The following is a 20,694-nucleotide window of genomic DNA, read 5'->3' as shown; positions in this document are numbered from 1 at the left end:
GTTCGATTCGGTAGTGAAAGCGAAACATTTTCACCACCATCCCGGGAGCAGCCTCGCATGCATGCCTCAATTCCGCACCGCCGCACGGCTCGGCACGTTCTGTCCATGGCCGCGCGCCTCGTCTGCACCAGCGGCCTGCTGGCCGCGCCGACACTCGCACCGGCCAGCCCGCCCACCGTGCCAAAGATCCTGCTGACACAGGCTCCGGAGGCCACCGTGCCGACCCGGACCTTCAACGTGGCAGCCGGACCGCTGGCACAGGCCATCAACCAGTTTGCCCAGCAGGCGGGCGTATTCGTTTCCGGCATTTCCGAGCTGGCGCAGGGCCGGCGAAGCGCGGGGCTGCGCGGTGATTTCACCGTCGCGGGCGGCTTCGAAGCCTTGCTGCAAGACACGGGTCTGGAGGCCATCGACCAGGCCAACGGCGGCTTCACGCTGCGCCACATGCGCACCGAGCCATCGTCGCGTGGCGCGGCGAACACCCTGCCCGAAGTGGTGGTGACGACAGCCGCACCAGGCAATGCGGGCACCCTGCCGGACGTCTATGCCGGCGGGCAGGTCGCCACCGGCAGCCGCATCGGGCTGCTGGGCAACCGGGATGTCATGGACACGCCCTTCAGCGTGACCAGCTACACCTCGGAGTTCATCGCCAACCAGCAGGCCCGCTCGGTGATGGAGGCGCTGCGCAACGAGCCCAGCGTGCGCGACATCTTCCCCGAAGGCGGGCTGGGCGAGTACTTCAACATGCGCGGCTTCTACATGCAAAGCCACGAGTTCGCATGGAACGGCCTCTATGGGCTGGTGCCGCACAACCGGACCTCCACCGAACTGCTCGAACGCGTGGAGGTGCTCAGGGGACCGGGCGCGCTGCTCAACGGCATGTCGCTGGGTGGCGGCGTGGGCGGCGTGATCAACCTGGTGCCCAAGCGCGCCGGGGACCTGCCGCTGACCCGCGTGACCACCGGCCTGGCCTCGGATGCGAACCTGAGCGTCCATCTCGACATGGCGCGGCGCTATGGCGACGAGCGGCAGTTCGGCGCACGGATCAATGTTCTCAAATCGCATGGCGATGCCGCAGTGGACAACCAGACCGAAGACCGCCAGCTCGGCGCCGTGGCGTTGGACTACCGCGGCAGGCAACTGCGCGCGGCCATCGACATCTACCACATCAAGGAAGAGCAAAGCGGCGGCTTGCCGCTGATGACGACGCTGGCCTCCACCGACATCCCGGCGGCGCCGGACCCGACCACCAACACCGTGCCGGGCGCCTACGGCATCTCGCGCAGCAAGGCCGTCGCCGGCTCCGTGGAATATGACTTCAACGATCAATGGACCGGCTTTGCCGCGCTGGGCACCAAGCGCCAGCGCGGCCAGGGCTACCTCAACAACGCGCTGGGCATGAACGCCCAGGCCTCGGGCGACTATGTGGGCGTGGGCATGAACGTCGACAACTTCTTCGACGTGGTTTCCGCCGATGCCGGGCTGCGCGGCCGTTTCGAAACCGGTCCGGTCGGGCACAGCCTGACGCTGAGCGCGAATGCCGTCGAGCAGAAATCCGGCGCGCTGGCCGGCAGAAGCATGTGGGCCTCGAACATCTACGTGCCGACGCTGCCGGTGGCCGCCGCCAGCCCGGGAACCGCCCCGAAATCCACCGAGACGACGCTCAGCGGCCTGGCCATTGCCGACACGCTCTCCTTCGCCCAGGACCGCTACCAGCTCACGCTCGGGCTGCGCCAGCAGCGCGTGCGCAGCCGCAACTTCAATGCCACCGGCGGCACCCGTTATGACAAGAGTGCCTTGACGCCCACCATCGCCGTCGTCGCCAGACCCTGGACGGCACCTGTTTCCGTGTATGCCAACTACATCGAGGGTCTGTCGCAGGGTGGTTCGGTCTCCGATGCCAGCGCCGACAACTATGGCGAGGTGTTTTCGCCCTACAAGAGCAAGCAGTTGGAGCTGGGCCTCAAGTGGGACACGGGCCGCTTCATGAACACCGTCAGCGTGTTCCAGATCAAGCGTCCCAGCGTCATCAAGAACCAGGCCACCAACACCTACGGTCCCGATGGCGAGCAGCGCAACCGCGGCATCGAGTGGAGCAGCGCCGGCGAGCTCGGCGATGGCCTGCGCCTGCTTGGCGGCGTCGCCCGCCTGCAGGCCGTCACGACCCGGACCAACGGCGGCACGCTCGACGGCAAGGATGCTTCCGGCATTCCCCACTGGCAGGCCAACCTCGGCGCCGAATGGGATACCCCCTGGCTGCCCGGCCTGAGCCTCTCGGCCACCAGCATCTACACCGGCAGCCAGTTCGCCGATGACGCCAACACCCAGAAGCTGCCGAGCTGGACGCGCTTCGACCTTGGCGCGCGCTATGCCACCCGCCTGGCCGGGAAGAACGTCGTGCTGCGCGGCAATGTCGTCAATGCCTTCGACAAACGCTACTGGTCAGGTGTGTGGAACGGCTACGTCTCCGTCGGCGCGCCGCGCACTTACCGGTTGTCCGTCCAAGTCGACTTCTGAACGCCGCCTCTGGCCTGGCCTCCTCCTGTCTTGACCCATTCAAGGATCCTCTCACATGACACACCCATTCCGTCTACACCCCATCGTAGCCACCTTCGCCGCCCTCTCCACGCTCCTGGGAGCCTGCGCCCACCAGAGCGCTGTGCCATCCTCGTCCACGCCGACACTGACCACTCCGCCGCAACACGCGCAGAAGCAGGCGCAAGCCCCAGAAGCGCAAGCACAGGTTCAGGTGCAGCGCCAGGCCGTCGCGCCGGCCCTTTATGAAATCGCCTATTCCGCCCGCCAGAACGCGATCTTCGTGGCATCGGCAGGCGGCATCATGGACAAGAATGGGCCAACGCCGCGCATCCTCCGCCTCGACCCGGCCACCCTTGCCGTCCAAGCGGAAATCCCGCTGGAGCGCCCTGGCCTCGGGCTGGTACTCGACGACCAGGCCAACCGGCTTTATGTCGGCAACGCCTTTCACGCCTCGGTCACCGTCGTCGACACGCAAACCAACCGGGTGACCGGCGTGGTGCAACTGGCCGAGAAGGTCCGGATGACCGACTTCGATGGCAAACCAATCGAGCGCTACCCCCACAACCTGCGGGAACTGGTGCTGGACAAGGCCAACGAACGCCTGTTTGCCCCCGGCATCTGGATCAGCGACAGCGCCCTGTACGTCATGAACACCCGAACCCTGGCGCTGGAAAAAACCATCCCGGGCCTGGGCTTCGGCGCCGCCGGGACAACGCTGGACGCGCCAGCTGGCAAGCTCTACGTCTCCAACATGCAGGGACAGCTCTTCACCGTCGACACCCGGACCCTGGCGCTTGAGAAGACATCCGAAGTCGCTGCGGACCAGCTCTTGAATCTGACGCTCGACCGGCAGAAACGGCTGATACTGGCCACTGACCAGGGCTCGGACAATCCCAACATGGTGCGCGAAAAATTCGCCAAGCTGGCCTATCAGATTCGCGGCGAAGGCAATCGCGTCGTCGTCATCGATCCGGCCGACGGACAGGTGCGGCAAAGCGTCCCGACCGGCCGCCACCCGGTCGCGCTGCTGATCGATGAAGCCCGCCACCGTCTCTATGTGACCAACCGCGGCTCCGGCTCCGTGACCGTGCATGACAGCCGCGACTACCGGCTGCTGCACACTTTCGAGCTGCCTGCGCACCCCAACAGCCTGGCGCTGGACCCAGTCACAGGGGCGGTCTTCGTCACCATCAAGAACGGCGAGCAAGATCCCAAGGGCAGCGATGAAAGCGTAGCCCGCATCCAGTTCTGAACGACCCTGTCGCCACGCGCCCAGCGGATCAGGAGACCGAAACAGACATGAACATTGACATGGGCATGCATTACTCCAAAACGAAGTCCAGCCTGCTGGCTGGCGCAGCGGCCGCCCTGCTCTGGAGCGCCGCCGACATGCTGCTGGTCGGCTTCGTGCCGCAAGCGGGCAAACACCTGCTGTTCTCGCAGGTCCTGGCCGGACAGATCAATGCCGAACTGGCCCTGCTGATGCTGGACGCCCCCGCCTGGCGACTGTTCTGGGGAGTCTACCTGGCCACCTTCAGCGTCTTTCTCTACCTGCTGGCGGTATACGGTATCTACCGCCTGCTGCGGCCAGGGCGGGTCAGCCAGCTCACCGCCTTGCTGCTGCTGCTGGGCTATGCGCTGTCCCCGCTGGGTCATGCGGGCTTCGCCTACATCGGGCTGCTGGCACAAGGCATGCAGCATGCCAGCGGCGCGGCCCTGGAGGCCCAGATCGTGGCCTTCCTGCAGTTCGAGCATTTGCTGCAAGTGCATTGGGCCGCTTCCGTCGGTGCCAGTGCGCTGGGCTGGGCGCTGCTGCTGGCACAGGTTCTGGCACGGCGCACGGCGCTGCCGCGCAAGGCGGCATGGCTCAACCCTCTGCTGCTGGCACCATGCATCGGCCTTGCCTGCCTGCCGTTCTCCGACCGGCTGGTGGCCGTGCTGATCGGCTGCGCCAGCCTGAACATCGCCCAGCTGGCCTTCTTCCTGGGTGTGCAGTGGTTCCTGCGCCAAAGCAATGCGGGGGCGCGAAGCGGCGGGCATTGAGCAACCGCAAAAGCCGCCCCGCTACCTGGCCCTGGTAGCCAGCCAACAAAGAATCGAGCCTGCGCACACCATGGCCGCGCCCTGCCAGAATGCCTGCGACAGCGGCGCGCGCAGCACCAGCGCGGCCAAGGCCGCCGACAGCACCGGGATGAAGTACGAGGCACCGGCGAGCACGGTCACGTTGCCGTGCAGGATACCGAGGTTCCAGGCCGCGTAGCCGAATCCCATCGCCGCCGCTGCCAGTGCCACTTGGGTGCAGGCTGCGGCACTGAACGCCATGGCGCCGCCGCCCATGATCAGGTACTTGGCCCACAGCACGGCAGCGGTCAGCATGAAGAACAGCGTGACGCCATTGCTTCCCTTGGCGATTCTCGCTGTGACAGTGCAATAGGTGGCCCAGATCAGTGCGCCCGAGAAGGCCAGCCCGTAACTCAATGGATTGTCCTGGATGTTTGCCCACATGCCCGACAGATCCCATCCCTGCTCGCCACCGAGCACCCGGCAAACGCCAGCGACAGCCACGACAAAGCCTGGCACGACCAGCCAACTGGATTTCTGACCGTTGAAGACAATGGCAAAAACCATGGTCAGCGCCGGCCACAGGTAGTTGACCATGCCAACCTCGATGGCCTGCCTGCCGGTGTTGGCATATCCGATGGAAAGCGCCAGGCACAGCTCATAGGCGACGAACAGCACACCACCGCAGATCAGGTATGGCCTGGGAAACTGACGGACCTTGCTGGGCCCGAGCGTCAGCAAGAGCAAGGCCGAACCGGTGGTGTAAATCAGCGCGGCGCCGCCAGTGGCGCCGAAATGCTCGCTGACGCTGCGGATCAGGCCGACGATCGAACTCCACAATAGGACAGAGGTGAGGCCGATCAAGGTGGCATGCTTGCTGTTCATGGTGTTTGCTGCCCATCTCTGGACACGATGCAATGCGCATTCCCGGCGCCGACGATCATGCGCACCGCCGGTTGTCTGTTGCCTGTTACCAGGCCGGCTGCAGGCCTTTTCCCATGCAGATCCCTGCCAAGCCGTCCCGCCTGCGGGTTCTTGCGGATACCGGCCAAGCCCATTCATCCGGTCCGCAGCCAACATTGGCGGGGATTAGCTCCATCCTCGGGCCAAGCTGGCCGGACTGCAGCATGCGCGAACGGCATGGCACCGCCGTCCAGGCGGAACAGCCGGCGTCCGCCTGCAGTTGGACACCCACGGAACCCGGCGCACAAGACGGCAACGAAAAAAGGAGCCGAAGCTCCTTTCCCCTGCGTTCCATGGATTCCCGTGGATGTCCATGGATCAATACCTGGAGCGGGAAAACGGTCTCGAACCGTCGACCTCAACCTTGGCAAGGTTGCGCTCTACCAACTGAGCTATTCCCGCATTTTGAATGCGCGGCATTGCCGTCACATCAAGCGTAGAATTCTAGCACATAAATTGAACACTTTTGAAAAACTGCCAACGCCTGGCAAGCACCACCACCAGCCCTCCCGCATGCCCCGCCAGAAGAACGCCCAGAACTCCCGCCTTGCCGCAGCCGCCCACGCGACATCCCCTGATGAAACCACCACCATGCGTCTGGACAAATGGCTGTGGTGTGCGCGCTTTTTCAAGACGCGCGGCCTGGCCGTGGAGGAGATCGGCAAAGGCCGCGTAATGGTCAACGGCCAGCTCGCCAAGGCCGCCCGCGAAGTGCGGGCCGGCGACCTGCTGAGCATCCGCCAGGGCACTGCACTGCGAGAGGTCCGCATCGAAGCCCTGAGCAACTACCGCGGCCCGGCGCCGGTGGCGCAGCAACTCTATGCCGAGACGCCCGCGAGTCAGGCCAGGCGCGAGGAGCTGGCCAAGCAGCGTCAGCTGGCGCCCGAACCGGCCGACGAATTGCGTCATGGCCGTCCCACCAAGCGGGACCGACGCCAGATCGACCAGTTGCGCCAGCAGCCCACACTCGATGCGCGCTGGTCCGCCATCCATGGGGGCGGCGACTGATACGGCCGTTTCTGCCCTGCCGGTGAGTCCGATACCAGAGCGCGGCGGCATGGCGCTTGGCAGCGCTTGGTGTGGCAACAGCCCAGCACGTACAATCGTGTCGGTCCGTTCATCGCCCCCACGATCACAGCCTCTGGATAAACACCATGAAACGCTGCCGCCTTTTCCCCGGCCCCGCCCCCCTGCTTGGTGGCCTGCTGCTGGCGCTGGCCAGTGCAGGTGCCGTGCTGCCCGCGCACGCGCAACAGAACGCCTCGGCCACGCCGTCCATCACCAGCGCCCGCACCTTCCCCGCCAATGCCTTGTATGGCACGCTGGTCGTCGGCCAGGGCCGTCAGGCCAGCCTCAATGGCAAGGACATCGTCATGGCCCCCGGCATGCGGGTCTTCAACGAAACCAACCGCCTGATCCCGGCGCAGCGCCTGCAGGGCCAGAAGCTGCGCGTGAACTATGTCATCGAGGCCTCCACCGGCCGGCTGCTGACCGCCTGGCTCCTGCGTGACTCGGAAGTGCCGCCGCGGCGCCTGCTGGGGCTGATCGGCCCCAAGGAAGAATCCGCGGCACAACAGCCCTAGCGCGCCAACAGCACCCCTTGAGCCGCAACGGCACATTCTGCCCAGGCGAAGCCAAGCCACCGTGGCGGGCGCTCCGCTTTCCGCGGTGCACCGTCCTCCGTCCTAATCGCCAGACAGCACGCAAGCGGCCTCCCCCTGTGCAGGCCATGCTGCCCGCAGCGTTCAGGCAGCGTTGAACAAGCCTTGCCGCCCGGTCAAAGACCGCTGGCAGCTCGCCAGCCTCCCCCAGACAACACATCCGCGAGACCCCACGCACCATGTCGAAAAAAGTCTTCATCAAAACCTTTGGCTGCCAGATGAACGAGTATGACTCGGACAAGATGGCCGATGTGCTCGGCGCCGCCCAGGGCTACGAGAAAACCGACAACGTCGAGGAGGCCGACCTGATCCTCTTCAACACCTGCTCGGTGCGCGAAAAGGCGCAGGAGAAAGTCTTCAGCGACCTCGGCCGCGTCAAGCACCTGAAGGCTCGCGGCGTCAAGATCGGCGTGGGTGGCTGCGTGGCCAGCCAGGAGGGCGAAGAGATCATCAAGCGCGCGCCCTTCGTGGACGTGGTGTTCGGCCCGCAGACCCTGCACCGCCTGCCCCAGCTGCTGGCCGAGCGAGAGGCGCAGGCACGCCCGCAAGTGGACATCAGCTTTCCCGAGATCGAGAAGTTCGACAACCTGCCGCCGGCGCGCGTCGAAGGCGCCAGCGCCTTCGTCTCCATCATGGAAGGCTGCAGCAAGTACTGCAGCTACTGCGTCGTGCCCTACACGCGCGGCGAGGAAGTCAGCCGCCCCTTCGAGGACGTGCTGATCGAGGTGGCCGACCTGGCCAGTCAGGGCGTCAGGGAGATCAACCTGCTGGGCCAGAACGTCAACGCCTATCTCGGCAAGATGGCCGGCAGCGGCGAGATCGCCGACTTCGCACTGCTGCTCGAATACGTGGCCGAGATCCCCGGCATCGAGCGCATCCGCTACACCACCAGCCACCCCAACGAATTCACGCCCCGGCTGATCGCCGCCTATGAAAAAATCGACAAGCTGGTCAACCACCTGCACCTGCCGGTGCAGCACGGCAGCGACCGCATCCTGATGGCGATGAAACGCGGCTACACCGCAATGGAATACAAGAGCACGGTGCGCAAGCTGCGCGCCATTCGCCCCGACCTGGCCATGAGCAGCGACTTCATCGTCGGCTTCCCGGGCGAGACCGATGACGACTTCAACAAGCTGATGAAGCTGATCGACGACATCGGCTTCGACAACAGCTTCAGCTTCATCTACAGCCCGCGCCCCGGCACACCTGCCGCCAACCTGCACGACGACACGCCGCACGAGGTCAAGCTGGGGCGCCTGCAGACCGTGCAGGCCGCCATCAATGCCAACCTCAAGCGCATCAGCGAAGAGCGCGTGGGTACCGTACAGCGCATTCTGGTCGAGGGCACATCCAAGCGCGACGAGGCCGAGCTGATGGGCCGCACCGAGTGCAACCGCGTGGTCAACTTCGCCGGCGACCGCCGGCTGATCGGCCAGCTGGTGGACGTGCGCATCACCGAGGCCATGACCTACACGCTGCGCGGCGAGGTGCTGACCCGAGAGCTGGCCTGACAACCCACCGGGGTCCGAACACCAGCCTGCCGCAGCGGCCGGTGCCGCTCGCCACCGTCCATCTGTCACCTTTCATGTTGCACTGCACACGGGGGCACTGAATAATCTCTGCCATGCCATCGACCACCGCCCCCGCCTCTTCCCTGATCCAGCCACTGCCCGAAGGCCCGCTCGACATCGTCGGCGACGTCCATGGGGAATGGGGCGCCCTGCAGGCGCTGCTGGCACACCTGGGCTACGACCGACAAGGCCACCACCCGCAGGGCCGGCGGCTCGTGTTCGTCGGCGACCTGTGCGACCGCGGCCCCGATACACCTGCCGTCATGGACTGGTTCTGCGATGCCCTTGCGGCCGGCCATTGCCTGGCCGTGCTGGGCAACCACGAGGTCAACCTGATCCGCGAGGATGCCAAGGACGGCGCCGGCTGGTACTTCAGCGAGCGCTTCGAGCGCGACCAAGTCAAGTACGCCCCTTTCGCCGTGGCCACGCCCGCGCAACGGCAGCGCTATGTGGAGGTCTGCCAACAGTTGCCCATGGCGCTGGAGCGCCCCGACCTGCGCGTGGTGCATGCCGCCTGGCATGAACCGGAAATCAGCCGCGCCCGCCAACTTCCGCTCGGCAGCGCCCTGCAGAACTACGACGCCTTCGAGACCGATGCGGCCCGGCTGGCGCGCGATGGCGACCTGCTTGCCCGCATGCAGGCCGAAAAGCAGCGCTGGCCTTTCGACCTGGAAGACGGCGCCGAGCACCCGCCACTACTGCCCGCGCACGGCGAGCGCGAACTGCTCAAGCAAATGCGCAACCCGCTCAAGGTACTCACCACCGGCGTCGAGCAGGCTGCCGCCGCACCGTTCTATGCTGGCGGCAAATGGCGCTTCACCGAGCGGGTGGCGTGGTGGAACGCCTATGACGAGGCCACGCCCGTGGTGATCGGTCACTACTGGCGGCGCTTTGTCTTGCCGGCGTCGCAACCGGTGCCCGGCACCGGCATGAGCATGACCGGCAACACCGAGGCAGCGCTGTTCGCTGGCCTGCCCGGCACCCGCTGGCACGGCAAGCGCCACAACGTGTTCTGTGTGGATTTCTCGGTAGGTGCCCGCTGGAGCGAACGCCTGCGCGGCATCACCAACCCGGCGCAAAGCCAGATGCATCTGGCCGCCATGCGCTGGCCAGAACGCACGCTGGTGCTCGACAACGGACAGCAATACCCGACCACGACGGCATGACGGCCTGGGCGCCGCCCATCAGCGCCCCGGACTCAATCGAACAGATCCCGCTGCACCGGATCTGAGCCTGATGTCAAAGGCTTCGGTTTTGCCAACTTGCGGGCCGGTGATGCCGCAGAACGCCGGCGCGCCAATGGCGCGGCCTGTTGTTCCAGCCAGTGCATCAGCACCTCGACCACCCGCGCCTGCTCGGCCGCATCAAGCGGACGGCCCCGCGGCAGGCCATGCCACTTGGCCAGGCAGCCTCGACAGCAGGTCGCGGTGGCGTGCTGGGCAATGAAGACCGGGTGCCCGCGCATCGGCGTCTGCTTGCCGTCATGGGGCGGCTCTGCCGGTGCCAGCCGCGCCGCGATGAAATCGGCCGCATGGCGGCGAATCAGCTCCGACCCCTTCTCGCAGAGATAGTCCCACTCCTTCGGGCCCAGCCTGAAACGCCTGCGGAAGTCCGACTGCGCCAAGCGCGCGAACAGCGCGCGCATGGTCTCTTCATGGGCCGAATCAGCCTGATCACCGGCACCGGGTTCGGAAATTGAATCGCTTGCCATCACAAGAGCAGGTTGGCACTTGCAGCGCCAATCGGTCATTGGAACGCCGGACGTCGATCAGTCTCGGTCAGACGTTGATCAGACGTTGAACAAGAAATTCATCACATCCCCATCCTGCACCACGTATTCCTTGCCTTCGGAGCGCATCTTGCCGGCGTCCTTGGCACCCTGCTCGCCCTTGTAGGCGATGAAGTCGTCGAACGCGATGGTCTGGGCGCGGATGTAGCCGCGCTCGAAGTCGCCGTGGATGACGCCGGCGGCCTGCGGGCCGGTGTCGCCGATGCGGATGGTCCAGGCGCGCACTTCCTTGACGCCGGCGGTGAAGTAGGTCTGCAGACCCAGCAGCTTGAAGGCGGCGCGGATCAGGCGGTCCAGGCCAGGCTCTTCCTGGCCGATTTCGGCGAGGAACATCTTCTTGTCCTCGTCATCCATGTCGGCCAGTTCGGCTTCGATCTTGGCGCAGATGGCCACCACCGGAGCATTCTGTTTGGCCGCATACTCGCGCAGGCGGTCCAGGTAGGGGTTGTTGTCGAAGCCGTCTTCGCTGACGTTGCCGACGAACATCGCCGGCTTGGCGGTGATGAGCGAGAAGCTCTTGACCAGCGGCCGCTCTTCCTTGCTGAACTCCAGCGCGCGCACCGGGATGTTCTCGTTGAGAGCGGCCTGACAGCGTTCGAGCAGGCCGACCAGCTTCTGCGCGTCCTTGTCGCCGGAGCGCGCCACCTTGGTGTGTCGGTGCAGCGCTTTCTCCACGGTGCCGAGGTCGGCCAGGCAAAGTTCTGTCTGGATGACCTCGATGTCGGAGATCGGGTCGACCTTGCCGGCAACGTGGATGACGTTGGGGTCCTCGAAGCAGCGCACCACGTTGACGATGGCGTCGGTCTCGCGGATGTGGGCCAGGAACTTGTTGCCCAGGCCTTCACCGGTGCTGGCACCGGCGACCAGGCCGGCGATGTCGACGAACTCGACGATGGCCGGCACGATGCGCTCGGGGTTGATGATGGCCGCCAGTTGGGCCAGGCGCGGGTCTGGCACTTCCACCACGCCGACGTTCGGCTCGATGGTGCAGAACGGATAGTTCTCGGCGGCGATGCCGGCCTTTGTCAGGGCGTTGAACAGGGTGGACTTGCCGACGTTGGGCAGGCCAACGATGCCGCATTGCAGACTCATGGTGTAGGGTTCCTGTGTGTGTGTGAGGGGCCGCATGGCCCGCGCGCCCATGCTGGAGTGCATGCCGGGGCAATGCACCCCGCCGACGCAAACCGCCAATTTTAGGCGCTGTTGGTCTGCCGGCGTGCGCTGGCAGTGTTCGGCCCTGTCCGGCCGCCACCGGCACCGGGCCTTGGCATGCCTTACTTTACAATCGGCCGCCATGTCGTCCTCTGATTTTGATGTGTGCATCCGCGGCGCCGGCATTGTCGGCCGCGCACTGGCCCTGCAACTGGCCCGCGCCAAGCTGCGCATCGCCCTGGTCGATGCCCCACCGGCGCCTCCCGGCGGACGCGGCGTGCGCGAAGTACGCGACGTACGCGCCTATGCGCTCAACCAGAGCTCGCGCCAGCTGCTGCAGGCACTGCGCTGCTGGCCCGAGGGCACGGCCATCACCCCTGTGCGCCACATGCGCGTCAGCGGCGATGCCGGCGGCCATATCGATTTCGACGCACCGCCAGAGGCTGGCGATGACGAATCCCTGGCCTGGATCGTCGATGTGCCGGCACTGGAGGACATGCTCGCTGCGGCGCTGCGCTTTCAGCCTTCGGTGGAACTGGTGGACGAGGCGGTGGCAGCGCCACTGACGGCCATCTGCGAAGGCCGCTTCAGCAGCAGCCGCGCCGCCCTGCGCATCGACACCCAGGCCCTGCCCTACCCGCAGCACGCTGTCGCGGCCCGCGTGCGCGCCAGCGAGCCACACCGCGGCACCGCAAGCCAGTGGTTCACCGGTCCGAACATCGTTGCCCTGCTGCCACTGGGAGGCCCCGATGGCGACGAATACGCACTGGTGTGGTCGACCGAACCTGAACTGGCCCGCGAACTGCTGACCCTGGATGCAGAGGCCTTTGCCGGGCGACTCGAAGCGACCATCGCCAGCGCCGCAGCCAGCGGCAACGCCACGGCGGCGGCGACTGATGCCGCCGTCACGCCCCGGACACGCCTGAGCCTCACGGCCCAACCGGCGCGCTGGCCGCTCAAGCTGTCGCAAGCCAGCCGCTGGAGCGGCCCGCTGGATGCATCCCAGCCGCAGGCTGGCAGTTGGGTGCTGGTTGGGGATGCGGCGCACACCGTGCACCCGCTGGCCGGCTCGGGCCTGAACCTGGGCCTGGGCGATGTAGCGGCGCTCAGCCGTGAATTGCTGAACCGCCCGGCCTGGCGCCCGGTCAATGACCGCCACCTGCTGCGGAACTATGAGCGCGAGCGCAAGTCTGCCCTATGGCCGTATGTGGCGGCCACCGATGGCCTGCAATGGCTGTTCTGGCAAGAGCAGCCCTGGCTGCAGTCGCTGCGCAACTGGGGCATGAATGGCTTTGCCAACAGCGGTCCCATCAAACAGTGGCTGGCACGCCAGGCCATGCGCACAGGCTGAGGCAGCGCAGATGCACTGGCCGGAGCCTGCCTCGAGCGGTGCGCCCGAGCAGCCATGCAGCCCACGATTTTTGTTCGATCATTCTTTTCCAGGAATCCCATGTCCGCACCCGTATCCGCCTCCAGCGCCCTCTCCCATTCTCCGCTCCACAAGCGTCCGGCGCCGGCAACCGCCCTGCTGGCGGCGCTGATGGTCACGCTGGTGCCGCTGGCCGCCCAGGCTGCGGATGACGCCCAGCCATCCACCGAGGCGCTGCGCGCCACGCTGGGCCAGCGCATTCCGCAGCTGCAGGGCATCGATCAGGTCAGCCCGACGCCGATGTCCGGCCTCTACGAAGTGCGCGTGGGTACCGATGTGTTCTACACCGATGCCACGGGTGACTTCCTGATCCAGGGCGAACTGTTCGACACCCAGGCCAAGCGCAACATCACCGAAGACCGCATCCGCGCGCTCACGGCCATCGACTACCAGAAGCTGCCTTTCGAGGACGCCTTCACCGTGGTGCGCGGTGATGGCAGCCGCCAGATCGCCGTGTTCGAGGACCCGAATTGCGGCTACTGCAAGCGCTTCGAGCGCGACATGCTCAACCTCGACAACATCACCGTCCACGTGTTCCTCTACCCGATCCTCAGCCCGGATTCATTCGAGAAGTCGCGCGACATCTGGTGCGCCAAGGACACCGCCGCGGCCTGGAGCCAATGGATGCTGGGCGACACCAAACCCAGCGCGGAAAAGGGCAGCTGCGAGAACCAGGACGCCCTGCAGCGCAACCTGGCATTCGGGCGCCAGTACAAGATCACCGGCACACCCACCATCATCTTCGAGGATGGCACCCGCGTGCCGGGCGCCGTGCCGGCGCAGCAGATCGAGCAAAAGCTCCAGAATCTGGACAAGGCGTCCTGACCGCCCGGTTGCGCCGCCCCCCACCACGCCACAAAGCCAGTGCCTGCTCCGCCGCGCACTGGCTTTGTGCCTTGAGAAATGCCAGCGAGCCAGCCGTCCTCATCCTGTCCGCCACACCGTTCCAGACCCATGCCCGACCGCCACACCGCCAACGCCCGGCACAGCGCACCGCCAGCCATTCACTACCGCATCAGCGCCACCGAACCGTACGCGCACATCTACCACGTGCAGCTGACGGTGGCGCACCCTGCCGCTGGCCAGCAACTGGCGCTGCCGGTCTGGATCCCGGGCAGCTACTTGGTGCGTGAGTTCTCCCGCAACCTGCACAGCCTGCAGGCCACGCAGGATGGCCGGCCCGTCACCGTCACGGCCCTGGCCAAGAACCGCTGGCAGACCGACTGCACGGCCGATGCCCCGCTGGTGCTGGAATACCGCGTGTATGCGTTCGACAACTCGGTGCGCACCGCCTGGCTCGATGATGCACGCGGCTTCTTCAACGCCACCAGCCTGTGCCTGCGCGTGCTGGGCCAGGAAGATGCGCAGCACGTGTTGCTGGTGCCGCCGCCATCGCAACATGTCGCAGCAGCGGAAGGCGGCACCGCCTGGCAGCTCGCCACGGCACTGCAGCCGGTCTCCATCGATGACCGTGGCTTTGGCGAGTACCGTGCCGGTGGCTATGACGAACTGGCCGATTCGCCCGTCGAAATGGGCGCGTTCTGGAGCGGCAGCTTCGAGGCCTGCGGCGTGCCGCACCGCTTCGTGGTGGCCGGCGCGGGCCCGCGTTTCGATGGCGAGCGGCTGCTGGCCGACGCCCGCCGCATCTGCGAGACCGCCATCCGCTTCTGGCATCCGGACATCGATCAGGGCGGCCAGCCACCGCACGACCGCTACGTCTTTCTGCTCAACGCCGTGGGCAGCGGCTATGGCGGTCTGGAACACCGTCACAGCACCGCCCTCATCTGCAGCCGCGCCGACCTGCCGCGCCAGGGCGACGCGCCGCAACCCGATGGCTATGGCACGTTGCTGGGCCTCATCAGCCACGAATACTTCCACACCTGGAACGTCAAGCGCATGCGGCCGACACAGTTCGCCCGCTACGACTACGACCAGGAGAATTACACCGAACTGCTATGGTTCTTCGAGGGCTTTACCAGCTACTACGACGACCTGCTGCTGCGCCGCGCCGGCCTGCTCGACGACGCCGGCTACCTCAAGCTGCTGGGCAAAACGCTGCATCAGGTGGCGCAAACACCCGGCCGCCAGGTGCAAAGCGTGGCCCAGGCCAGCTTCGATGCCTGGGTCAAGTACTACCGGCAGGACGAGAACACCGCCAACCTCACGGTCAGCTACTACACCAAGGGCGCACTGGTGGCGCTGTGCCTGGACCTGAGCCTGCGCCAGCAGGGCCGCACCGACCTCGATGCCGTGATGCGCGCGCTGTGGCAGCGCAGCCAGGGCGGACCGATCAGCGAGGACGACGTGCTGCAGGCGCTGCAGGCCCTCAGCGGCCAGGACTGGCGTGCGCCGTTGGCGGCCTGGGTGCATGGCACCGACGAGCTGCCGCTGGGCCCATTGCTGGCCCGGCAAGGCATTACGCTGGGCCACAAGACGCCCGGCTGGGCGCTGCGGCTGGGCATCCAGGTGCAGGAACGCAGCGGCGCCAGCCCGGTGCTGCGGCGCATCCAGTCCGGTAGCCTGGCCGAGCAGGCGGGCTTGGCCGTCCATGACGAGTGGCTGGGCGTGCGCCTGCCGGGCGGCAGCCAGGATGCCGCCGATAACGGCAGCCAGGCATGGCGCCTGACTGCGCTGGACGATCTGGAGACGCTGCTGCCGGCCGGGACTCAGCGCTTCGATGCACTGCTGGCGCGCGATGGCCGCCTGCTGTGGCGGACCGTGGCCCTCGATGGCCTTGACGCCCCCGACATTCCCGGCAGTGCGGCTGCGGCGCAGGGTGAGGTGGAACTGGGCATCGCCGATGCCGGCCGGCTCCAGGACTGGCTCGGCAAACCCGCTGCTGCGCGCTGAAGGGCCGGGCAGCGCATGCCCGAGGCAGCGAGGCACTTGGCCAGGCTGTCTGGCCACCGCTTTGCCTTATAGTGGCAGCGCCGCCCCGCCAATGCCGCCACCAGCGGCTGCGGCCACTGCGGGCAATGGCGAACAGACGAGACAACAGGCAAGGAGATTCCCATGGCATACGAAACCATCGATGTGCGCACCGAGGCCGACAAGGTCGGCATCGTCACGCTCAACCGCCCAAAGCAGCTCAACGCCCTCAACGAACAGCTGATGAACGAGCTGGGCGAGGCCCTCAAGGCCTTCGATGCCGATGAGCGCATCGGCTGCATCATCGTCACCGGCAGCGAAAAGGCCTTTGCGGCCGGCGCGGACATCCCGGCCATGGCGAAGTACAGCTTCGTCGATGCCTACAAGGGCGACTACATCACGCGCAACTGGGAGACCATCCGCAGCGTGCGCAAGCCGGTCATAGCCGCCGTCAGCGGCTACGCGCTCGGCGGCGGCTGCGAGTTGGCGATGATGTGCGATTTCATCATCGCCGCCGACAATGCCAAGTTCGGCCAGCCCGAGATCAAGCTCGGCGTCATCCCCGGCGCCGGTGGCACGCAGCGCCTGCCACGCGCAGTCGGCAAGGCCAAGGCCATGGACATGGCACTGACGGGCCGCATGATGGACGCCCAGGAAGCCGAGCGCGCCAGCCTGGTCAGCCGTGTCGTCCCGCTCGACAAGCTGATGGAGGAAGCCATCGGCGCGGCCCTGCTGATCAGCAGCCACTCGCTGATCGCCACGATGGCCGCCAAGGAATCGGTCAACCGGGCATTCGAGAGCGGCCTCTCCGATGGCGTGATGTTCGAGCGCCGCCTGTTCCACGCGCTGTTTGCCACGCAGGACCAGAAGGAAGGCATGGATGCTTTCATCAACAAGCGTCCGGCGGCCTTTGCCAACCGGTAAGAACCTGTTCACGATCTTTTCGTGGGTCACGCAACCATGCCATCCACTCAATCGCCCGGCAACAGGCCGCGCAGCGTGGCGCGCTCCTGCCAGTAGGCGGGCAGCCAGTCGAACAGCGGCGTCGGGTCGCGCTGCAATTGCGGCTGCGAGACCGGCGCCGCCAGCTGCGGCAGCTCGCCACTGAAGTCCATCAAGGCCAGCTCCCGCATCCAGACGACGTTGATGCCGCCATCGGCGGCCGGGCGCGAGAGGATCAGCTGCAGCATGTTGCGCGCCGCCGCATTGCCCTGCTGCGCCGCCAGGCGGTACAGGCGCAGCGCCTCGGAGTAATTGGCCGGGCCCTGCGTGCCGCGGTGTGCGCGGTGGGCGGCTTCGAGCTCGCGCCCGCCCGCCTGTGCGGCAGCCCCCCCTTGCTGCTGGCGTTGCCGCACGGCATCGAGCATGGTCAGGTTGGCCCGGGCAGCCGGCGATCCGTGCGCTGCGGCACGAAAATGGGCCCGCGCCTGCGTTTCCTGCCCCTGGTTGAAGGCGTCGATGCCCAGCTCGACATGCGCATGCACGTCGCCCGCCCGGGCGGCCTCCCGCAGCAGCGCCGGCTGGGGCACTTGCAGACGCTGCCCGCCACCCGAGTGGCGCGGCGCCGGCATCATGATCAGCGGGGACTGCTGCAACGCCAACGCCCATTCAAGAAAGGCGGCACGGCCGGGCTGAATGCCACGCAGACGGGTGATCATCTCCCTGGCGGCATCCGCATCGGGCGGCAATTGGCAGCCCTGCAGATAGCACCAGGCCATAGCCCCCACGGCGCGCCCCTGCGGCTGCAAGGCCAGCGCCTGCTCGAACCATTGCTGCGCCACCCCGGCATCAACCGGCACGCCGCTGCCATGCAAGTGGATCAGCCCCAGCTCCAGCGCCGCCTGCGCGGCCTGCTGGACGGTGGCCCGGCCCTGCGCCTTGGAAGCCGCTTCGAGCTGCCGTGCCTGCGCCTGCAAGATGCGCAGGCGGTGCCGCAACTCCTGCTCGGCCTGGGGGTTGGGAAGAGCCTGCGGGCCTTCGTCGGCATCGAACAGACTGCCCGCGCCGTCGCCGGAAAAGCCGGCCCCGGGCAGCGCAGGTGACAGCGGCTGCGGCGCCGGAATCAGCAGGTTCTCGTCGTTCATCGGGGCGGCAATGTCCTCGTCATGCCAGACCGCGCGGGGCTGGGCCCGGGCCGGAGTGCTGGCACCCAGCAGCCCCGCCAACAGCGCCACCAGCAGGACGAGCGACACCACGCGTCCCCGCTCCAGGCCGCCGCCCGATACTCGCACAGTCATTTGCAGCACAGCAGACTCCTTCCCGTTCCCGTGATCGTTGGGCCGGCCCCGGCCGGCGCTCCAGCCTTTACAAGCGGCAGGTCGGACGCCTGTCAGCGCGCGCCGCCACTTGCGGGCGGTGACGATGGCGCCGCGGGTGGTGCCACGGAGGGTGCAGCAGGTGCCGGCGCAGCCTGCATGGCAGGGCCTGCTGGCAGCACCTGCCACTGCACCCGCTGGCTGGCGAACTCACCCTCGCCCAGTGCCTGCGTAAAGGCCTGCTGCACACCATCGATGCCCTGCACACCGCCCAGCAAGGACAGCGCGGGCGGCTCGGTCAGCCCCGGCAGCAGCCCGGCCATGTCGCGCGTGCTGGCAAAACAACCCACGGTTTCGGTGCCGGGCTGGCCGGCATCGAGCAGGAAGCCGGGGTTGGGCGACATCCAGTCGGGAATGCGCACGGTCTGGTTGGCCGAGAGCAGCGCATGCGGCATGGCGGCATTGGGCAGCAGGCGAATCACCTGACCGTGGCCATTGGACATGAAGCAGTAGAGGTGGGCGCTGCGGCTGAGCGAGGACGAGAGGTAGATCGGCGTGCCGCTCTCGAAGCGGGTGCGGTCGATGACGGGGTTCTCCACCTGCAGGTCGATGGCCAGGTGCTGCGTCTGCGGCGGCCAGCCCGTGGCCCTGCCGCCCGTCTCCCAGCCGATGCGGGTAAAGCGCCCTTCCTCGTCGATCTCGACGAACTGGCGCAGGGCGCGCTCGTAGGTGGTGAAGTCGACCCGGCCGGTGACCACCATGCCATGGTCGGCTTGGAAGCGCGCCACGGCCAGGCGCAGTTCCTGGCTGTCGCTCTCGCGCAGCGGCACATCGGCGGGCAGATAGCCCTGGCTGGCCAGCGAACGCTGCACCAGGCTGCGGTGCTGGCTGGCATTGCCGGCGTTGTACCAGTCGCGCAACTGGCGCTGGAAGTCCGGGTGCGCCTGGTCCAGCGTCAGACACTGCCAGTAGGGCAGCCGGGCCCATTTGCCCAGCAGCTCGATCATGGCCAGCTCCACCAGCGTGCGGGTGGCAATGCCGACGCCCTGCGTGTAATCGCGCCCGACGTTGAAATGCACGCCATAGTCGCTGATGCGGCCGGCCAGATCGAGGCCCTGGCCTCCATTGGCGATGATGATCTCGTTGGAGGAATCGAGACCGGGGATGAAGGTGCGGGTGCGGAAATCGCCCAGGTGCATCTCCAGGCCCAGCAGCGTAGCGTTGCGGTTGGCGCTGTAGCCCGTCTCCAGCCGCGAGGCGGAAGTGCCCATGTCCCAGCGGTTGTTGATGACGTTCTGGTCCACGAAGGCGATCGCGCCCGAGAGATACAGCGCCGGGCGCTGCAGGCGCAGCTGGTTGTTGTTGAGCAGGATGGTGGTGAGGTTCTGCACCGTGTCCTGGCGCGTCAGCTCCACCTCGAAGTCGACGTAGCGGAAGGCATTGCTCACGCGCGACATCTGCGAGAGCGCGGTGATGATCATGTCCTTGGTGGCCACCGAGACGCGCCCCGAGTAATCGGGGATGTACTTGCTGGTGATCAGCGTGGTGGGCATGTCGGCCGCGCGCAGCATGTGGTCCATGCAGGTGAGCGAATCCGAGAAGCTGGTGAAGGAGCGCACTGGCCGGTGCGTGGGCCGGTTGTGCACATGCGCGTTGGACTGGAACTCCCGGTCCTTGCGGGCGTCCAGCGGCGTGGCGCAGCCGCCCAGCCAGCTCGCCACTGTGATGACCACGCCCAGCATGGATGCCCGCGCGGATTGCCTGTTGGTGTGCTGCATCTTGCCCCCCTCTTGAGCCATTGCCGGCATCGCTTGCCATTGACCTGGCATGGATCGGACACTCTGCGCGCCCTGCTCCAGCGCGTCAGAACAGGCCGGCATGCGCGCCGGCCGGCATCCGCCATGTCATCCCGCTATCGACAGACATTCACCAGATCACCACGCAGCACCACGATCTGATCGCGGCCATTGGCGGGCGTGACCATGCTGCCCGACGCGGTGGTGTTCGATGCGACCTCCTGGACGCACACCTTGCGCAAGCCCTGGGTGGCTGCCGTCGTCACCACGTCGTTGTCGGTATAGACGCTGGAGTGAATGCCATACGCCTGCGCCTCGAAGCGCGAGACGCGCGCGCGCATCCACGCAGGCAGGTCGCTGGACGGGTCGAGCCCGCCGGATGCGGCGCCGCCGTAACCCGGAAACTGCTGATATTGCAGTGGCGACTGGATGACCAGTGGATCCTCGCCCGGTATCGGCTGCGCCCAGGCAAGCGATGCCAGCCATGCGGAGAGGGCACCCACGCCGCCCATGCGCAGAAAGAACAGATATGGCATATGCGACATATGCGCCTCCGTTGCCGGTTCAGCCCGGCCGACCGAATGGAATGAACCGATCGCCAGCGCGGG

At 66.7% G+C, this 20,694-nt stretch carries 17 protein-coding genes and 1 tRNA gene; 11 read left to right on the top strand and 7 right to left on the bottom strand.

Annotated elements, in window-relative coordinates:
• The first annotated feature begins 57 nt into the window (after positions 1–57).
• From EV687_RS13440 to EV687_RS13430, 3 genes are read left to right on the top strand one after another with little or no spacing between them, the layout of a single operon-like run.
• Positions 58–2,517 (top strand): TonB-dependent receptor, encoded by a 2,460-nt coding sequence (locus EV687_RS13440; protein ID WP_165392830.1) that lies wholly within the window; start codon positions 58–60, stop codon positions 2,515–2,517.
• Between the two features lie 55 nt (positions 2,518–2,572).
• Entirely contained in the window at positions 2,573–3,790 is a 1,218-nt protein-coding gene (locus tag EV687_RS13435) for a YncE family protein (RefSeq protein ID WP_130466521.1), read from the top strand.
• Positions 3,791–3,837: 47 nt separating this feature from the next.
• A complete protein-coding gene (locus EV687_RS13430) occupies positions 3,838–4,581 on the top strand; it encodes a DUF6796 family protein (protein WP_122227689.1) in 744 nt (247 codons plus the stop codon).
• A 21-nt stretch (positions 4,582–4,602) separates the two neighbouring features.
• Here EV687_RS13430 and yddG read toward each other — a convergent pair whose 3' ends face one another.
• Positions 4,603–5,484, bottom strand: a complete 882-nt coding sequence (gene yddG / locus EV687_RS13425; protein ID WP_122227691.1) for an aromatic amino acid DMT transporter YddG — start codon at positions 5,482–5,484, stop codon at positions 4,603–4,605.
• Between the two features lie 404 nt (positions 5,485–5,888).
• Positions 5,889–5,964 (bottom strand) — tRNA-Gly (locus EV687_RS13420).
• Positions 5,965–6,153: 189 nt separating this feature from the next.
• Between EV687_RS13420 and EV687_RS13415 the strand changes: the two genes are divergently transcribed.
• From EV687_RS13415 to EV687_RS13400, 4 genes are all read left to right on the top strand, one after another.
• Positions 6,154–6,570, top strand: coding sequence for an RNA-binding S4 domain-containing protein (locus EV687_RS13415; protein WP_165392829.1), 417 nt, complete (start codon positions 6,154–6,156; stop codon positions 6,568–6,570).
• A gap of 146 nt (positions 6,571–6,716) precedes the next feature.
• Positions 6,717–7,145 (top strand): hypothetical protein, encoded by a 429-nt coding sequence (locus EV687_RS13410; protein WP_122227698.1) that lies wholly within the window; start codon positions 6,717–6,719, stop codon positions 7,143–7,145.
• A 257-nt stretch (positions 7,146–7,402) separates the two neighbouring features.
• The gene (miaB, locus tag EV687_RS13405) at positions 7,403–8,737 is read left to right on the top strand and encodes a tRNA (N6-isopentenyl adenosine(37)-C2)-methylthiotransferase MiaB (RefSeq protein ID WP_122227701.1); all 1,335 of its coding nucleotides are present in this window, start codon (positions 7,403–7,405) and stop codon (positions 8,735–8,737) included.
• 113 nt (positions 8,738–8,850) lie between these two features.
• On the top strand, positions 8,851–9,963 hold the full coding sequence (locus EV687_RS13400; protein ID WP_122227705.1) for a metallophosphoesterase: 1,113 nt from the start codon (positions 8,851–8,853) through the stop codon (positions 9,961–9,963).
• A gap of 32 nt (positions 9,964–9,995) precedes the next feature.
• On the opposite strand, the gene EV687_RS13395 is transcribed toward EV687_RS13400, so the two are convergent.
• Both EV687_RS13395 and ychF read right to left on the bottom strand, forming a co-directional pair.
• Positions 9,996–10,547, bottom strand: a complete 552-nt coding sequence (locus tag EV687_RS13395; RefSeq protein WP_242612632.1) for a DUF4186 domain-containing protein — start codon at positions 10,545–10,547, stop codon at positions 9,996–9,998.
• 39 nt (positions 10,548–10,586) lie between these two features.
• Positions 10,587–11,678: a redox-regulated ATPase YchF gene (ychF, locus tag EV687_RS13390; RefSeq protein WP_122228930.1), complete on the bottom strand. Its 1,092-nt coding sequence runs from the start codon at positions 11,676–11,678 to the stop codon at positions 10,587–10,589.
• A 202-nt stretch (positions 11,679–11,880) separates the two neighbouring features.
• Between ychF and EV687_RS13385 the strand changes: the two genes are divergently transcribed.
• The 4 genes from EV687_RS13385 (at position 11,881) to EV687_RS13370 (ending at position 16,959) form a co-directional block, all read left to right on the top strand.
• Positions 11,881–13,089 (top strand): FAD-dependent monooxygenase, encoded by a 1,209-nt coding sequence (locus tag EV687_RS13385; RefSeq protein ID WP_122227708.1) that lies wholly within the window; start codon positions 11,881–11,883, stop codon positions 13,087–13,089.
• Positions 13,090–13,278: 189 nt separating this feature from the next.
• On the top strand, positions 13,279–13,992 hold the full coding sequence (locus EV687_RS13380; RefSeq protein WP_122228932.1) for a DsbC family protein: 714 nt from the start codon (positions 13,279–13,281) through the stop codon (positions 13,990–13,992).
• A gap of 129 nt (positions 13,993–14,121) precedes the next feature.
• Positions 14,122–16,017 carry a M61 family metallopeptidase gene (locus tag EV687_RS13375; protein ID WP_122227710.1) on the top strand — a complete coding sequence of 632 codons (1,896 nt, stop codon included), beginning with the start codon at positions 14,122–14,124 and terminating at the stop codon, positions 16,015–16,017.
• A gap of 162 nt (positions 16,018–16,179) precedes the next feature.
• Positions 16,180–16,959: an enoyl-CoA hydratase gene (locus EV687_RS13370; RefSeq protein WP_122227713.1), complete on the top strand. Its 780-nt coding sequence runs from the start codon at positions 16,180–16,182 to the stop codon at positions 16,957–16,959.
• 47 nt (positions 16,960–17,006) lie between these two features.
• On the opposite strand, the gene EV687_RS13365 is transcribed toward EV687_RS13370, so the two are convergent.
• The 3 genes from EV687_RS13365 to EV687_RS13355 form a co-directional block, all read right to left on the bottom strand.
• Positions 17,007–18,272, bottom strand: coding sequence for an SEL1-like repeat protein (locus EV687_RS13365; protein ID WP_122227716.1), 1,266 nt, complete (start codon positions 18,270–18,272; stop codon positions 17,007–17,009).
• Between the two features lie 92 nt (positions 18,273–18,364).
• On the bottom strand, positions 18,365–20,068 hold the full coding sequence (locus EV687_RS13360) for a DUF4384 domain-containing protein (protein WP_341273263.1): 1,704 nt from the start codon (positions 20,066–20,068) through the stop codon (positions 18,365–18,367).
• A 134-nt stretch (positions 20,069–20,202) separates the two neighbouring features.
• Complete coding sequence (locus EV687_RS13355; RefSeq protein ID WP_242612631.1) at positions 20,203–20,631, bottom strand: hypothetical protein; 429 nt, start codon at positions 20,629–20,631, stop codon at positions 20,203–20,205.
• Positions 20,632–20,694: the final 63 nt, after the last annotated feature.

The sequence above is a fragment of the Corticibacter populi genome (genome assembly GCF_004217315.1).
GTDB classification, from domain to species: domain Bacteria; phylum Pseudomonadota; class Gammaproteobacteria; order Burkholderiales; family Burkholderiaceae_C; genus Lampropedia; species Lampropedia populi.
This window is presented reverse-complemented; position numbering and strand designations above follow the sequence as displayed.

Coding starts and splice junctions, on each gene's coding strand:
- EV687_RS13365 (WP_122227716.1), bottom strand. CDS start 18,272: ATGACTGTGCGAGTATCGGGCGGCGGCCTGGAGCGGGGACGCGTGGTG.
- EV687_RS13370 (WP_122227713.1), top strand. CDS start 16,180: ATGGCATACGAAACCATCGATGTGCGCACCGAGGCCGACAAGGTCGGC.
- EV687_RS13355 (WP_242612631.1), bottom strand. CDS start 20,631: ATGTCGCATATGCCATATCTGTTCTTTCTGCGCATGGGCGGCGTGGGT.
- EV687_RS13385 (WP_122227708.1), top strand. CDS start 11,881: ATGTCGTCCTCTGATTTTGATGTGTGCATCCGCGGCGCCGGCATTGTC.
- EV687_RS13375 (WP_122227710.1), top strand. CDS start 14,122: ATGCCCGACCGCCACACCGCCAACGCCCGGCACAGCGCACCGCCAGCC.
- ychF (WP_122228930.1), bottom strand. CDS start 11,678: ATGAGTCTGCAATGCGGCATCGTTGGCCTGCCCAACGTCGGCAAGTCC.
- miaB (WP_122227701.1), top strand. CDS start 7,403: ATGTCGAAAAAAGTCTTCATCAAAACCTTTGGCTGCCAGATGAACGAG.
- EV687_RS13380 (WP_122228932.1), top strand. CDS start 13,279: ATGGTCACGCTGGTGCCGCTGGCCGCCCAGGCTGCGGATGACGCCCAG.
- EV687_RS13435 (WP_130466521.1), top strand. CDS start 2,573: ATGACACACCCATTCCGTCTACACCCCATCGTAGCCACCTTCGCCGCC.
- EV687_RS13415 (WP_165392829.1), top strand. CDS start 6,154: ATGCGTCTGGACAAATGGCTGTGGTGTGCGCGCTTTTTCAAGACGCGC.
- EV687_RS13430 (WP_122227689.1), top strand. CDS start 3,838: ATGAACATTGACATGGGCATGCATTACTCCAAAACGAAGTCCAGCCTG.
- EV687_RS13440 (WP_165392830.1), top strand. CDS start 58: ATGCATGCCTCAATTCCGCACCGCCGCACGGCTCGGCACGTTCTGTCC.
- yddG (WP_122227691.1), bottom strand. CDS start 5,484: ATGAACAGCAAGCATGCCACCTTGATCGGCCTCACCTCTGTCCTATTG.
- EV687_RS13395 (WP_242612632.1), bottom strand. CDS start 10,547: ATGACCGATTGGCGCTGCAAGTGCCAACCTGCTCTTGTGATGGCAAGC.
- EV687_RS13360 (WP_341273263.1), bottom strand. CDS start 20,068: ATGCAGCACACCAACAGGCAATCCGCGCGGGCATCCATGCTGGGCGTG.
- EV687_RS13410 (WP_122227698.1), top strand. CDS start 6,717: ATGAAACGCTGCCGCCTTTTCCCCGGCCCCGCCCCCCTGCTTGGTGGC.
- EV687_RS13400 (WP_122227705.1), top strand. CDS start 8,851: ATGCCATCGACCACCGCCCCCGCCTCTTCCCTGATCCAGCCACTGCCC.